This window comes from Nocardia thraciensis (genome assembly GCF_054782435.1).
Genome location: NZ_BAAGSM010000037.1, coordinates 172,539 through 187,079, shown reverse-complemented (window position 1 = coordinate 187,079; position 14,541 = coordinate 172,539). Strand labels below are relative to the sequence as shown.

The window sequence follows — 14,541 nt, the reverse complement described above, 5'->3', positions numbered from 1 at the left end:
CCGTCCGTTTTCCGCGCTGATCGCCGCCCGAAAACACGATCGTTCCGGGTTTCACCACCGGTCATTGTGGGTAATGGAATCCGCCCATAACCGTGCGACCACGGTTTTTTCGGGGATACTGGACCGCGAGGCCGCCGGTACACCGGTGGACAGTTCTATGTAGAAAGGAAGCTCGACGTCGTGGATGCGCGTACGGCTGCGCTGGTCCGCGCCAACTTCCGGTCCGTTGTCGAGGCGCCGAACGGGCCCGAGCGGTTGATCAACGCGTTCTACGGGCACCTGTTCGCGGAGAATCCGCAGTTGCGTGAACTCTTCCCACCGGCGATGGATATGCAGGCCAAGCGGCTGATGACAGCCATCGGCTTCGTTCTCGACCACCTCGAGGACTGGGATCGCGCTCAGCGCTTCCTCGAGCAACTCGCGCGCGACCATCGCAAGTTCGGTGTCCAGCCGGGCCACTACGACCTGGCCGGACGCGCGCTGGTCGCCGGGTTCCGGACCTACAACGGCTCGAACTGGACCCGGCAGCTGGAGGAGGGTTGGCGCGATATCAGCATCCTGATCTCGGCCTCGATGGCGATCGGCGCCAACTCCGACACCTCGCAGCCGTACTGGGAGGCGACGGTGGTCGGCCACCGCCGGGTGCTCGACGATCTGGCCATCGTGCGGCTGCAGTCGGAGTCGCCGATTCCGTACCAGGCCGGGCAGTACGTGCCGGTGTCGATTCCGCAGCGGCCGAAGATGTGGCGCTACCTGTCGCCCGCCATCCCGACGAACCCGTACGGGGAGATCGAGTTCCACGTGCGCAAGGTCCGCACGGGCTGGGTGAGCCCCGCGATCGTCAACGAGACCCGGGTCGGGGATCCCTGGCTGATCGCCGGGCCGCTGGGCGGGCTGCACGTGGAGCGCGACACCGGCCGCGACGTGCTGCTGATCGGCTCCGGCACCGGCGTCGCGCCGCTGCGCGCCCAGCTGATCGAGATGGGCAGGCGCGGCATGAATCCGCGGGTGCACTTCTTCATCGGCGGCCGCTACCCCTGCGACCTGTACGACGTCGAGAACATGTGGCAGCTGTCGTTGAGCAATCCGTGGCTGACCGTGATTCCGGTGTGCGAGAACGAATCCAACCCGTGGTGGCACCCGTACCCGCCGGTCGATCCGCCGTTCGGCATGCACCGACGGTTGATCGGTAATCTGGGCGCGGTGGTCGCCAGCTTCGGCGCGTGGGCGGACCGACAGATCCAGATCGCCGGGTCGGCACGGATGATCGCCGACACCAAGCGCGCACTGATGGCGGTCGGCACACCGGAGTGGACGATCATGTCCGATCCGGTGTGAGAGGTTCCGGCCGAAAGCACGCCGGAATGACGAGCTGCGCAGGGCACGCCGGAATGACAAGGTGCGCAGGCACACCGGAATGATGAGCTGTGCAGGAACTCTTCGACTGATAGGGGTAGCCCAGTGACGATCGGGCCCGACGACACCGGCGAAATCTACCTGGGCGCACCGACGGAGTGGACCACGACGGTGGTGGGTCATCACCGGTTGCGCCACGACATCGCGGTGATCCGCCTGATCGGCGAGTACGTGCCGTTCCTGGCCGGGCAGTCGGTGGAGGTCCAGCTGCCGCAGCATCCCGGGCTGCGGCGGCGGCTGTCCCCGGCGCTGCCGCCCTCCCTGGACGGCAAGCTGGAGTTCCACGTGCGGACGGTGCCCGGTGGGTGGTGCAGCGGCTCCATCGTGGCCGATACCCGGCCCGGCGATCAATGGCGGATCGGCGCACCGGCGGGCTGGCTGAGCGTCGACGACTGGGCCACCGACGTCGTGATGATCGCGGGCGGAACGGGTTTGGCGCCGCTGCGCTCGCTGCTGCTGGAACTGGCCCGCCGCCCCGAGCCGCCGCGCACCCACCTGTTCATCGGCGGCCGTTCCCCCCGCGACCTGTACGCCTCGGACATGCTGTTCCTGCTGGCGGGCGAATTGCCCTGGCTCACCGTCGTTCCCGTGGTCGAGAGCGCCTACGACCCGGAATGGCAGGACGACTGGTACGAAACCTGCCGCGTGGACGTCGGTTTCGACGTGAACGAGATGCTGGAGGGCACCCTCGCCGAGGTGGTCGGCGATATGGGCCCGCTCCTGAACCACCAGGTGCTGGTGTGCGGTTCTCCGGGCATGGTCCGGTCGACCATGGACAGCCTGATCCGAAACGGAACCCCGGCGGAAGCCATTCGCTACGAGGGGATTTAGAGCCACCGGGTATTTCCGGCGGGCCGATGGGTTGGCGCTCGGTGTATTGCCCAGGCTGTGCAGCTAGAACAGGGGGTCGTGGCGGATGTTGTTGGTGGGGGTGCCTGCGGCCATGAGGCGGAACTTGGTGGTTTGCACCATGCTTGGGGAGCCGACTATCTGCACGTCGCGGTCGGCCCAGGGGCCCTCGGCGGCGACCACCTTGCCGATCTGGCCGAAGCGGCGGGGTTCCAGGCCCGGGAGTTCGCGCGACCGGTCGTCGGAATCGTAGAACCACCACGGGTTTTCGCTGTTCTCCACGACCGGAGTGACGGTGAGCCACTTGTTGGCGATGGCGAGTTCGCTGAGGGTCTGCAGGTCGTAGAGGTCGCACGGATGATGGCCGCCCACGAACAGCTGCACCCTGGGATTGGACCGCCGCTTGGTCATCGCCATGAGCTGGGCGCGCAGTGGCGCGATGCCGGTACCGCAGCCGACCATCAGCATCTTGCGCCGCGTATTGCGGAGAATGCCGAGCCCGCCCAGCGGCGACCCCAGCAGCCACCTATCGCCCACCACCGTATGCCCGACCACTGAGGGACTGACCCAGCCCCCGGTGACGGCGCGGACGTGAAATTCGATCTCCCCCTGGTCGTTCGCGGGCACGGCCGGTGACATGTACCGCCACATTCGCGGCCGGGACGGAATCTGCACGCTCAGGTACTGCCCGGCGGCGTACTGCATCGGCTGATCCAGCCGCAGCCGCACAATCGCCAGATTCTGCAGCACCTCGCGGTGCTCGATCACGGTTCCGGTCCAGTACGGCGGCGTGTCCTCGCGTTCGGCGGCGCCGATCATGGTGTCGGCGATGACGCCGATGCCCTCGTTCCAGGCGCGCTCCACCTCGTCGGTCCACAGCTCCGTCCCGGCGTGGGCGCACAGCGCCGTCTGCAGCGATTTTCCCACGGCCGCATAGTGTTCGGCGGTCACGCCGTACTTGCGGTGGTCGCGCCCGAGCTGCGCCAGGAAGGGCAGCAGCCGGTCCGGCTCCTCCAGCCGGTCCACCGTGTAGGCGATGGCCCGCACCAGCCGGTCGCGCTGGGCGTCGAGGGCGGCCGGGAAGAAATCGCGAACGTGCGGATGCTCGGTGAACAAGATGGCGTAGAACGATCGGGCCAGCTTCTCCGGTCCCCCCTCCTCCGCAGCAACCGCCTTGAACGTCGTTCTAATCAATGCGACGGTCCGCGAATCCATGTGTCTCACAACCCCATTTCGCATTCGAGCACGGGCCGCGAGAACGAGTGAGGTGCTGCGGACACTCGACAGCAGCCGATGTGAATCGAGTGTAGGTGAGGTTTGCCAGCGACGGAATGGTCCGTTTAAACAACGCGCATGTAATTCCGTTTAAACCAGGAGTCTGGGTGTAAACCCCCGTGGAAACAGACCGTTTGACTAGGACACGCCGCTCGAATAGGTCTGCACATCAACTAATTTGGGTGATTCGTTTTGTGGATCGCCGATTTGCAGCGACATTGCCGCAAACAGTAGACATGTCGCAGCGCACTACGAAACCTCGCGAATCCGACAGTCCGGCAACGACACCGCGACCCGCCCCCTATTTCCGGCACGAACGTCCCACTCGCCCACGCTGTTCCATGCACCTGCAAGCACAGCACATATCTCGCAACAAAACGCAAGCCTGCAAAGCCATGCTTCCCAACGCAATTAGAGACTGGACAGTACGGCACCTTCTCCTCAGTCCGGCGTACTTTTGGCCGGAATCCACAGCGAGACCCCGGCCAAAAGCGTGCCGGGGATGACGACGGACGGGCATACCCGGGGATGACGACGGACGGGCATGCCCGGGGATGACGACGGGCGAGCATGCCCAGGGATGACGACGAGCGGACATGCCCGAGGATGACGACGAACGGACATGCCGGGGATGACGACGAACGGACATGCCCAGGGATAACGACGGGCGGACATGCCCAGGGATAACGACGAACGGACGTGCCCCGGGATGACGACGGGCAGACATGCCGGGGATGACGATGATGGGCGGACGTGCCCCGGGATGACGATGGGCCGACATGCCGGGGGTGACGATGGGCGGGGCGACGCAGGCCCACGGGTGGGGTGATCAAGGCGGCGGCGACAGCCGGGACGAGGACAGCGCCTCCGGTTTCCCAGGGGCGCTGTCCTAGAGGTGTTTTCGCGGCAACTACCGCCGCTTGTTGCGCGGCTGCCACACCACCAGTGCCGTGCTGCGCTGCGGTGGGGTCAGCTCCGGGCGGTAGCCGACGCGCAGCCGCTCGACCTCGGCGGCCAGGCTCCGGACCTGCTCCTGCAGGTCCTCGACCTGATTGGTGAGTTCGATGATCCGCTTGATACCGGCCAGGTTGACGCCCTCGTCCTGGGACAGCCGCTGCACCTCGCGCAGCAGTTCCACGTCCCGGGCCGAGTAGCGGCGACCGCCGCCGGAAGTGCGTTGCGGAGTCACCAGACCCAGCCGGTCGTACGTGCGCAGCGTCTGCGCGTGCATACCGGCCAGCTGGGCCGCCACGGAAATCATGAAGAACTCCGTGGCGCCGTGTGCCTTCTTCGGATCGCCGTTCATCACGCACCTGCCCATCCAGCACGCGGGTCGAACCCGCCGGCCTTCTCCGCCTCCGCATAGCGCCGCAGCGCCTCGGAGGCATCGTCGTCCAGCTTCTGCGGCACCGCGACCTTCACCGTGACGAGCAGGTCGCCCGCGCCGCCGCCCCGCTTGGGCACACCGCGTCCACGCACCCGCAGGGTACGCCCGTCGGCCGTGCCCGGGGGCACCTTCACGCCGACCCGCCCGTCCAGGGTCGGCACCGAAACCGTTGTGCCCAGCACCAGTTCACCGTAACTGACCGGCAGCACCAGGGTCAGGTCGTCGCCGTTGCGGCCGAAGACCTTGTCCTGGCTGACGTGCACGGTGACGAACAGGTCGCCCGCCGGGGCGCCGCGCAGACCCGCCTCTCCCTGACCGGCCAGGCGAATGCGCTGACCGTCCCGGACCCCGGGCGGGATCCGCACGGTGATGGTGCGGGTGCGGTTCTGGATGCCGGAGCCGTGGCAGTCCGAGCACGGGTCGTCGATGATCGACCCGGTCCCGCGGCAGTCGTCGCACGGCTCGCTGAACCCGAACGCACCCTGGTTGCGGCTGATCACACCGGTTCCGTTGCAGTGCGGGCAGACTCGCGGGCTGGTGCCCGGCTTGGCGCCGCTACCGTGACAGGTGGTGCACGGCGACGGGCTGGTCATCCGCAGCGGCACCGTGACGCCCTGCGCGGCCTCGCGGAATCCGAGGGTCGTCTCGGTCTCCACATCGCTGCCGCGCCGCGGCCGCGTCGAGGTACGCGCTCCGGCGCCACGGTTGAACAGGCCGCCCAGCAGGTCACCCAGGCCACCGTCGCCACCCGCGGCCTGCGCGCCGCCGAAGATGTCACCCAGGTTGAACTCGCTGAAGCCGCCCTGCCCGTAACCGCCGCCGGGCGAGAACCCGCCGCGGCCGAAACCGCCGCTGGCGAACAGCCTTCGGGCCTCGTCGTACTCCTTGCGCTTCTCCGGATCCGACAGCACGGCATGCGCCTCGCTGACGGCCTTGAACCGCTCCTCGGCCTTGGCGTCGCCCGGATTCTTGTCCGGGTGCAGGTCACGGGCCAGCTTGCGGTAGGCCTTCTTGACGTCGTCGGCGGTGGCGCTGGAGGAAATACCCAGCTCTTTGTAGAAGTCCTTCTCCAGCCACTCCCGATTCACCGGGCATCTCCTCCTTTCCTGTTGTCGTCCGGCCCGCGGGCCGGAAGGCGCGTCTTACGCGATGCCGTCGGCATCGTCGCCAGCGTTCGCCACGTCCGGTGTCTCCACCAGATCCGTCACCCCGTCGGTGACTCCCACGAGCGCGTGCCGCAGGACTCGGTCACCGAAGCGGTAGCCCTTGCGCATCACCACGCCGATCACCGGATCGTGGCCCTCGCCCTCGTGCTGCACGGCCTCGTGCAGCGTGGGGTCGAAAGGCTCGCCCTCGCTGCCGAATTCCTCGAGGCCCTGCTTGGTCAGCGCGTCGACCAGCTTGTCCGCCACCGACTTCAGCGGCCCGGACTCCAGGTCGCCGTGCGCCTTGGCGCGGTCGAGATCGTCGAGCACGCCGAGCAGTTCGGTGACCACCGACGCCTTGGCCGTGTCGATCGCGGCCTTGCGGTCGCGCTCCACCCGGCGCCGGTAGTTGGCGTATTCCGCGGTCAGCCGCTGCAGATCCGCGGTGCGCTCGGCCAGTTCGGTGCTGATCGCGTCGGCGAGGGCCGAGCCGTTGCCGGACTCGGCGCCACCGGCCTCCGGGGCGGGGGCCGCGGCGCCGTCGGCCCCGGCCTCCGCCTCGCCCTGCGGCGCAGGGCTTTCGGAGTAACCCTCGAACTCCGGAGCGGAGCCCGCGGTGCGACCCTCGAACTCGTCAGCGGCGCGACCCTCGAATTCCGACGGCTTCACCTTCCGCTTGTCCACGATGGTGATCGGCTCCTGTTCGGGGTTGCGTTCGGTCACTTCTTCTCCGGCTCTTCCACGACCTCGGCATCCACGACGGTGTCGTCGGTGGTGGATCCGGCGGGACCGTCACCGTTGCCCGACGCGGCCGACTCCGCCGCCGACGCCTCGTAGATAGCCTGGCCCAGGGCCTGCGACTCGGTGGCCAGCTTCTCCACCGCCGTCTTCACGGCCGCGGTGTCGGTGCCCTTCAGCGCCTCCTTGGCCTCGCCGATGGCCGCCTCGACCTTCTCCTTCACGTCGGCCGGGACCTTGTCCTGGTTGTCGGCGATGAACTTCTCGGTCTGGTGCACCAGCGATTCGGCCTGGTTGCGGGTCTCCGCCTCCTCGCGACGCGCCTTGTCCTCGGCCGCGTGCGCCTCGGCGTCCTTCACCATGCGTTCGATCTCCTCCTTGGACAGGCCGGAGCCGTCCTGGATCTTGATCGTGTTCTCCTTGCCGGTGCCCTTGTCCTTCGCGGTCACGTGCACGATGCCGTTGGCGTCGATGTCGAAGGTGACCTCGATCTGCGGCACGCCGCGCGGGGCCGGCGGGATGCCGGTCAGCTCGAAGGAACCGAGCAGCTTGTTGTGCGAGGCGATCTCGCGCTCGCCCTGGAACACCTGGATCTGCACCGAGGGCTGGTTGTCGTCGGCCGTGGTGAAGGTCTCCGAGCGTTTGGTCGGGATGGTGGTGTTGCGCTCGATGAGCTTGGTCATCACGCCGCCCTTGGTCTCGATGCCCAGCGACAGCGGGGTGACATCGAGCAGCAGGACGTCCTTGACCTCGCCCTTGAGCACACCGGCCTGCAATACGGCGCCGATGGCGACGACCTCGTCCGGGTTCACGCCCTTGTTGGGCTCCTTGCCGCCGGTCAGCTCGCGCACCAGGTCGGTGACGGCGGGCATGCGGGTCGAACCACCCACCAGGACAACGTGATCGATGTCCTTGACCGAGATGCCCGCGTCCTTGATCACCGACTGGAACGGCTGCCGGGTGCGGTCCAGCAGATCGGAGGTGATCTTCTGGAACTCGGCGCGGGACAGCTGCTCGTCGAGGAACAGCGGGTTCTTGTCCGCGTCGACGGTGATGTAGGGCAGGTTGATCGAGGTGCTCTGGCTCGAGCTGAGTTCGATCTTGGCCTTCTCGGCGGCCTCACGCAGGCGCTGCAGGGCCATCTTGTCCTTGGTCAGGTCGATGCCCTGGGAGCTCTTGAACTTGTCGACCAGCCAGTCGACGATCCGGTTGTCCCAGTCGTCGCCGCCGAGGTGGTTGTCGCCGGAGGTGGCGCGGACCTCGACGACGCCCTCGCCGATCTCCAGCAACGAGACGTCGAAGGTGCCGCCACCGAGGTCGAAGACCAAGATGGTCTGTTCCTTCTCGCCCTTGTCCAGGCCGTACGCCAGCGCGGCGGCGGTGGGCTCGTTGACGATGCGGAGCACGTTCAGGCCCGCGATCTGCCCGGCCTCCTTGGTGGCCTGGCGCTGCGCGTCCTCGAAGTAGGCGGGCACGGTGATGACCGCGTCGGTGATCTCCTCACCGAGGTAGGCCTCGGCGTCGCGCTTCAGCTTCATCAGCGTGCGCGCGGAGATCTCCTGCGCCGTGTACTTCTTGTCGTCGATCCCCACGTTCCAGTCCTCGCCCATGTGGCGCTTGACGGACCGGATGGTGCGGTCGACGTTGGTGACGGCCTGGTTCTTCGCCGGCTGGCCGACCAGCACCTCGCCGTTCTTGGCGAAGGCGACGATCGACGGGGTGGTGCGCGAGCCCTCCGAGTTGGCGACGACTACCGGCTCACCGCCTTCGAGTACGGCGATGACCGAGTTGGTGGTCCCGAGGTCGATACCGACCGCACGAGCCATGGTTGTTCCTCCTAGTTGACGTACGTGTGTGGGGTGCAGGGGCGAACCTCCTGCGGCGGACCTCGCCCCGAACACCTCACGGAGCACGGTCCCAGCAACGCTGAGCGTGGTCCACTCAATCCTGCCTGCACTCCGAACCGGAGTCAAACGAAGACTTGAGTCTCACTCACTCAACTTAGCCTCGATCGACTCAACGGACGGCACACCGCATCAATTCCCGCCGGGCGAAAATTCTTTCGGGAGCCCGGCGGGTCGTGGAGATGATCGTCGCTTCGACCGCCCTCAGGGGGCCGCGGCCAGGATCTCGTCGGCCAGTTCGCGGTCGAGGCTGATACGGACCAGGGCGGCGGCCAAGTCGGCGTCGCGGCCGCGGGGGCCGAGGTCGTCGAGGGCGTGCGGGTCGGTGGGCAGGTGCAGCTGTTCGGCGCCCTTGCGGGCGCGCTCGTCGAAGTGGGGACGCACCCAGGTCCACACGTCCTGCACCTCGCGCAGGAAGATGTCGGCGCCGACCGGGCCGATGCCCTTGAACTGTTGCAGCAGTTCGGCGAGGCGGCGCGGATCGCGGTCGGCCTCGTCGGCGAGCCTGCGCAGGTCACCGTCGTACTTGTCCAGCAGCAGGGCGGCGTTCTCGCCCAGCCGGGTCGCGGTGGACTCGTCGTAGCGCTTGTAGTGGGCGCGGCCCAGGGCGTCGACGAGTTCCTGCCAGTCGGCGTCGGCGACCCGCTGCGGGGTGCGGTAACCGGAGCTGTTCAGCTCCCGCGCGGCGGCCACCGCGATCTCCGCCGAGATCCGGGTGCTCAGCAGTTTCGCGAGCACGAGCAGTTGGAACAGCGGAGCGGGTTTGTCGGCCAGCGTGATCCCAGCCTCCGCGGCGTAGCTGGTGCCCGCGCGGTCCAGCAGCACGCGCACGATGTCGGTGTTCTTTCGACTCATCTCGCACCACCTTTCGTCAGCCTCGGCGTACCCCGCCAGTCGCGGGTTACACAGCTTCGTCGCGCTGTCGCCCGATATGTGGAACCGCAGTGTTCCGAAGTGACTGTCGGCCGCCCGGGGGCGGGGTACCGTGCGGGTATGAGGGCGGTGGTCTGTTCCGAAGGCGAGCTCGAGGTCGCCGAAATCGGTGCGCCGCAACCGGGTCCCGGCCAGGTCGTGCTCAATGTGCTGCGGTGCGGGATCTGCGGGTCCGACCTGCATGCCCGGGTGCACTGCGACGAACTCGCCGAGCTGGCGGCGGCCACCGGATACGACCGGTTCATGCGGTCGGACCAGCGGGTCGTGATGGGCCACGAATTCTGCGGGGAGATCGTCGAATACGGGCCGCGCTGCCGCACACGGTGGCGGCCGGGGACGCGGGTGGTGGCCCTGCCGATCGTCCGGCACGGGCGAATGCCGGAGCTGACCGGACTGTCGACGGCGGCCCCCGGTGGCTACGCCGAACAGGTCATCGTGCAGGAGGCGATGACCTTCCCGGTACCGAACGGGCTGTCGTCCGAGCATGCCGCGCTCACCGAACCCATGGCGGTGGCATGGCACGCGGTGCGCAAGGGCCGGGTGAACTCGCGGCAGACCGCGTTCGTGATCGGCTGCGGCCCGATCGGCCTCGCCGTGATCACCATGCTGCGCGCGGCCGGTGTGAAAACCATTGTCGCCAGCGATTTCTCACCCCGCCGCCGGGAGCTGGCCACCCGCTGCGGCGCCGATGTGGTGGTCGACCCCGGCACCGAATCGCCCTGGACCGCCGCACCGCGGAAGGGCCGTGTCATCGGGGTCGAGGATGTGCTCAATCTCGGCTTCGACGCGATGGACCGGCTCCGCCGAGTCCCGAAACTGCCGTGGTGGTATGTCTTTCGGCTGGCGCATACGCTCAATGCCGGGCCCGCCGGTCCGGTGGTCTTCGAATGTGTCGGTGTCCCGGGCATCATCGACCAGATCATCACCGCCGCCCCGCCGCGATCGCGGATCGTGGTGGTCGGGGTGTGCATGGAGACCGACAGCTTCCGCCCGGCGATGGCGATCAACAAGGAGATCGAGCTGCGGTTCGCGTTCGGCTACGATCCCGGCGAATTCCGCGACACCCTGCACATGATCGCCGACGGCAAGGTCGACCCGGCTCCGCTGATCACCGGCACCGTGGGCCTCGACGGCGTGGACAACGCCTTCGCCGCCCTCGGGAGCCCAGAGGAGCACGCCAAGATCCTCGTCGATCCCGCTAGCGCGGCCACCACGCCCTGAGCGACCGTGGGGCCGGTGCACGCTCACCGCGGGTGATCGGCGCCGGCGGCGGGCGCATCGATACCGCGGTCACCGAACGCCTCCGCCATGTCGACCGGCGCCCAGACACTCGCCGTCGCCGGCGCGGTGACCAGTGTCGACTCGGCCAATACCGGTGCCACCGCGGCAATATCCTCCGGTGTCACCGTCGTCAACCCGGCCGCTGCCAGCGCCTGTGCCGGGTCGGCGCGATAGTGCGCCGCGGCCTCGTCGTCGCGCAGGCCGATGAGGAATTCGCGTATCGCGTTGGTGCTCATCGCGCGTCGCCTCCTGGATCGGCGGATGCCGGGCGATCCGCGGCATCGACTTGTCGCTCTCACGCTAGGAACCGCCGTCGGCCGCCGAATCGGGGCGAAGCCCCCTGTTTTGCACGGCCGCGGGCCGGGCATTGGGGGAATTTCCCCGAACCGGCCCGGCCGGAGTAACAACGAACACCCAGCAACCGAAAGCACCGGTAGGTCGAAACGACCACTAAGCCTTGCGAACAACATGTGCTTCACCTCGCGTTTCGAACGACAGGGGCTCTCGAATGACGCATGGCCCGGTGCCCGGCGGCACCGTCGGATCGTCGATTGCGGCCGCCGCGGCGACCGCGGTCCGCTGCTTGCCGGACGAACAGGTGGTCGAGGTTCGGTGACAGCGAGTACCGCGATCGCGCACGATTCGCTCCCGGGTGCGCGAGAACTCTTCCGGGAGCTGGATTCCGCGGGTCCGGACCCGCTGATCTATCTGATCCGGGGCCGCTCCGGCACCGGTAAGTCGACGCTGCTGGCGGCGGTCCGGCACCGGCTGCGCGGCCGGGGGATCGTGTCGTGTGAGACCGCCGCCGAGGCGGCCGCGGGCAACGGGAGCCGTCCGGCCCTGATCGTCGACGACGCCCACGCCCTCGGCCCCCACGAGCTGGAAAAGCTTTGCGAGACCGTCGAATCGGGGCAGTACACGATGGTGCTGGCCACCCGTCCGCGGCCGCACGATCCGGCCCTGCGCGCCCTCACCGCGGCGGTATCGCGCCGCGGCCGGGTGCTCGACCTGCGCACCCTCGGCGTGGCCGATATCGCGCCGTTCGCACGGGAATTGGGAATGATGGTGCCGCGGCCGGTGTCCCAGCACATCCACGGGCGAACCGCGGGCATCCACGGCGGCGTGGTGGCGGCGCTGTCGGCGGCATGCGCCACCCGCCTGGAGGCGGGGATCGAGGCGGTCGACGAGGCGGTGACCGCCTGGGCGCGAAGGCTGCTCGACGACACCGACCAGGCGCTGCTGGACGCGTTCGTCATCGCGTCGACCGGCGCCGGACTGGATCCGATCGAGCTTGCCGAGGTACTGGACATGCCCGCCGACGACGCGGCGGATCTCATCGATCGCGCCCGCGCGAGCGCGCTGGTGACCGATGCCGACCTGCTGCTCGCGCTCGCGGTGGCGCCGCTGCGCACCCTTGTCGGCGACCGGCGCTTCCTCGCCGTCCAGCGGCGACTGCTGCGGGCCCGGCTCGAGGCGGGGCTGCTGCGCAACCACACCGCGCTGCTGCTGGCCGAGGGCGGCGTCCGCGATCCAGGACTGTCCGAATTCCTGTGCGGTGCAGCCGAAAAGGCGGGACCCGAGGCGAGCCGCTACTACGCGGCCGCGGCCGCGAGCGGCATCGGGGCCGGGTGGAAACCGACTCCGGCGGTGACGGTCCGCTGGGCGGAGGCCGCGGCCCGACTCGGCAACCACGACCTCGCACTGCGGCTGACCGAACCCCTCCTCGCCGGGCCGGACACCCCCGCAACGGAACTCGCGGCGGCCGTCCGCATCTGCTCCGGAGTGTGGATCCGCCGCGGACTCCCCGCCCGGGCGGCGGAGCTGTACTCGTGGCTCGGTCCGCAACGCGTCGGCACCGACGGGGCCGCCGGGGCCACGGTGTTGTACCTGGTGGGCGAAATCGATGCGGCCGCAGCGATGTCCGCCGCCGCGACATGGTGGCCCCCCACCGAGGCCACCGCCCACGCAAATCTCATCGCCGCAGCGGTGGCCCAATCCCTCGCCACCCCCACAGCAACCGACAGCACCACCGAACCGACGGACGAAACCACCTACGGTCCAGGCGCTTCCGCCGCCCGACACGGCGCTACGGACACGCCCTCGCCGATGCCGACCACCGCACCGACCGACGCGACCTGGGCCCCGACAGATTCGGACTCTTCCGGCACGAATATCGCCGCCGCCCCGCGGACCCAACCCGCCAGCACAGCAGTGCCTCGGCAAACGCCCACCACCGCGCCGCGCGCTGTCGCCCGGGATCAGGCCGGTCCGGACACCGCCGCCGTGGGCCACGGCGCCACTGGAACGCATTGGCGAACGTCCACCACACCGCCGGAGGACACCACTCGCGATCAGGACCGACATGGCGGCACGGGAACGCGGCCGCAGGTGTCCGATGCGGCGGGGCGCACAGCGGTCTTGGGGGCCGCGTCGGCGCTGATTCAGGCTGCGCGAAGTGAAGTTTCGGAGACCGCCGATCGCTTTCTGCCGTATTCGGCGGTATCTCTCGCGACGCTGCTGTGCCTGAGCATGGGCGAGCCGCGGCGGGCCGCCGATGCCCTGCGGGGGGCGGCCGGTCCCGTCGACACCGACGCAGCCGCGCTGACATATCCGGATGCGCCACCGACCTCCGACACGCGGACCTCCCCCGACCCCCACCTGCTGGTGCTCTCGGCGTGGACATCCATGCTGGGCGGCGACGAGCAGGCCGCGGCCGCACTCCTCGCGGCGCTGCCCCTCGACACCCTCCCGGCACGCGACCGGCTACTGGCGCACGGCGCCCTGGTGGGGTTGGCGCGGCGCAGCGGCGACCACGCCGCGCTGACGCTGACCTGGCAGGCCGCGCGCCCGCTGCTCGACGACGTCGGCGTCGACCTGCTGGCACTGCTGCCGATCGGCGAGCTGTGGCTGGCGGGTATCCACCTGCGCGACGAGGACCGGGTCGCCCCGCTGGTCGACGCGGCGGGAAAGCTGTTGCACCGCTTGGGCGTTCCCTCCGCCTGGTCGAACGTCTTCCACTGGTACGCGATCCAGGCGGCGATCGCGCACGGCCGCCCCGACGAGCTGATGGCCCCCGCACGGCGTCTGCAGGCCGCGGCCCGGGCCGGGGATCCGCACGCGGCGGACCTGGCCGGTGCGGGCCGCACCTGGGTGCTCGTGTTGCGGGGCGAGGTCGTCGGCGAGCGGGTGACCGCCGCGGTCCACAGGCTGGCCGACATCGGCATGGCCTGGGATGCCGCGCGACTGGCGGGCGACGCCGCCCTGGCGGCCGACGATTCCGCGACGGCGACCGCGCTGCTGAAACTCGCCCGCACCGTCCGCACCCGATCCCGCCCGCCCCGGCTGCCGCTGCCCTCGCCCGAACCCGTCCAGGGTCCGCGGCCCGCGGCCGTAGCGCACGACACCATGCTCAGTGAGCGCGAACGCGAGGTCGCCGAACTTGTGCTTTTAGGACTCACCTACCGGGAAATCGGCGCTCGACTGTACATCTCGGCGAAGACGGTGGAGCATCATGTCGCGCGGATCCGGCGTCGGATCGGAGCCGGGTCCCGTTCGGAGTTATTGTCGATGCTCCGCGCCATGGGCCACGGCTCACTGCTCGTGTGACATCCGG

Annotated in this window: 11 protein-coding genes; 4 read left to right on the top strand and 7 right to left on the bottom strand. The window is 68.9% G+C overall.

Annotation, left to right across the window (positions count from 1 at the left end; genetic code table 11):
- Positions 1-180: 180 nt before the first annotated feature.
- Together ACYVLQ_RS24845 and ACYVLQ_RS24840 are read left to right on the top strand one after the other, a co-directional pair.
- The gene (locus ACYVLQ_RS24845; protein WP_460699924.1) at positions 181-1,338 is read left to right on the top strand and encodes a globin domain-containing protein; all 1,158 of its coding nucleotides are present in this window, start codon (positions 181-183) and stop codon (positions 1,336-1,338) included.
- Positions 1,339-1,461: 123 nt separating this feature from the next.
- The gene (locus ACYVLQ_RS24840; protein WP_460699923.1) at positions 1,462-2,247 is read left to right on the top strand and encodes an FAD-binding oxidoreductase; all 786 of its coding nucleotides are present in this window, start codon (positions 1,462-1,464) and stop codon (positions 2,245-2,247) included.
- A 63-nt stretch (positions 2,248-2,310) separates the two neighbouring features.
- On the opposite strand, the gene ACYVLQ_RS24835 is transcribed toward ACYVLQ_RS24840, so the two are convergent.
- The 6 genes from ACYVLQ_RS24835 to ACYVLQ_RS24810 form a co-directional block, all read right to left on the bottom strand.
- Complete coding sequence (locus ACYVLQ_RS24835; protein ID WP_460699922.1) at positions 2,311-3,480, bottom strand: globin domain-containing protein; 1,170 nt, start codon at positions 3,478-3,480, stop codon at positions 2,311-2,313.
- 970 nt (positions 3,481-4,450) lie between these two features.
- Positions 4,451-4,846, bottom strand: a complete 396-nt coding sequence (locus tag ACYVLQ_RS24830) for a heat shock protein transcriptional repressor HspR (protein ID WP_460699921.1) — start codon at positions 4,844-4,846, stop codon at positions 4,451-4,453.
- Positions 4,846-6,015: a molecular chaperone DnaJ gene (dnaJ, locus tag ACYVLQ_RS24825; protein ID WP_460699920.1), complete on the bottom strand. Its 1,170-nt coding sequence runs from the start codon at positions 6,013-6,015 to the stop codon at positions 4,846-4,848. The genes ACYVLQ_RS24830 and dnaJ overlap by 1 nt, the downstream gene beginning before the upstream one ends.
- Positions 6,016-6,069: 54 nt before the next feature.
- On the bottom strand, positions 6,070-6,795 hold the full coding sequence (gene grpE, locus ACYVLQ_RS24820; RefSeq protein ID WP_460699919.1) for a nucleotide exchange factor GrpE: 726 nt from the start codon (positions 6,793-6,795) through the stop codon (positions 6,070-6,072).
- On the bottom strand, positions 6,792-8,636 hold the full coding sequence (gene dnaK / locus ACYVLQ_RS24815) for a molecular chaperone DnaK (RefSeq protein ID WP_460699918.1): 1,845 nt from the start codon (positions 8,634-8,636) through the stop codon (positions 6,792-6,794). The genes grpE and dnaK overlap by 4 nt, the downstream gene beginning before the upstream one ends.
- A gap of 282 nt (positions 8,637-8,918) precedes the next feature.
- Entirely contained in the window at positions 8,919-9,569 is a 651-nt protein-coding gene (locus ACYVLQ_RS24810) for an HhH-GDP family DNA glycosylase (protein WP_460699917.1), read from the bottom strand.
- 138 nt (positions 9,570-9,707) lie between these two features.
- On the opposite strand from ACYVLQ_RS24810, the gene ACYVLQ_RS24805 reads away from it, so the two are divergent.
- Entirely contained in the window at positions 9,708-10,868 is a 1,161-nt protein-coding gene (locus ACYVLQ_RS24805) for a zinc-binding dehydrogenase (RefSeq protein WP_460699916.1), read from the top strand.
- 23 nt (positions 10,869-10,891) lie between these two features.
- Here the strand turns inward: ACYVLQ_RS24805 and ACYVLQ_RS24800 are convergent, their stop codons facing one another.
- A complete protein-coding gene (locus ACYVLQ_RS24800; RefSeq protein WP_460699915.1) occupies positions 10,892-11,164 on the bottom strand; it encodes an IniB N-terminal domain-containing protein in 273 nt (90 codons plus the stop codon).
- A gap of 376 nt (positions 11,165-11,540) precedes the next feature.
- Between ACYVLQ_RS24800 and ACYVLQ_RS24795 the strand changes: the two genes are divergently transcribed.
- Positions 11,541-14,534, top strand: a complete 2,994-nt coding sequence (locus tag ACYVLQ_RS24795) for a LuxR C-terminal-related transcriptional regulator (RefSeq protein ID WP_460699914.1) — start codon at positions 11,541-11,543, stop codon at positions 14,532-14,534.
- The last annotated feature ends 7 nt before the right edge of the window (positions 14,535-14,541 follow it).

Excerpts from the sequence above, each read along its gene's own strand:
- ACYVLQ_RS24835 (WP_460699922.1), bottom strand. The coding sequence starts at position 3,480 with ATGGATTCGCGGACCGTCGCATTGATTAGAACGACGTTCAAGGCGGTT.
- ACYVLQ_RS24830 (WP_460699921.1), bottom strand. The coding sequence starts at position 4,846 with ATGAACGGCGATCCGAAGAAGGCACACGGCGCCACGGAGTTCTTCATG.
- dnaK (WP_460699918.1), bottom strand. The coding sequence starts at position 8,636 with ATGGCTCGTGCGGTCGGTATCGACCTCGGGACCACCAACTCGGTCATC.
- ACYVLQ_RS24810 (WP_460699917.1), bottom strand. The coding sequence starts at position 9,569 with ATGAGTCGAAAGAACACCGACATCGTGCGCGTGCTGCTGGACCGCGCG.
- ACYVLQ_RS24805 (WP_460699916.1), top strand. The coding sequence starts at position 9,708 with ATGAGGGCGGTGGTCTGTTCCGAAGGCGAGCTCGAGGTCGCCGAAATC.
- ACYVLQ_RS24800 (WP_460699915.1), bottom strand. The coding sequence starts at position 11,164 with ATGAGCACCAACGCGATACGCGAATTCCTCATCGGCCTGCGCGACGAC.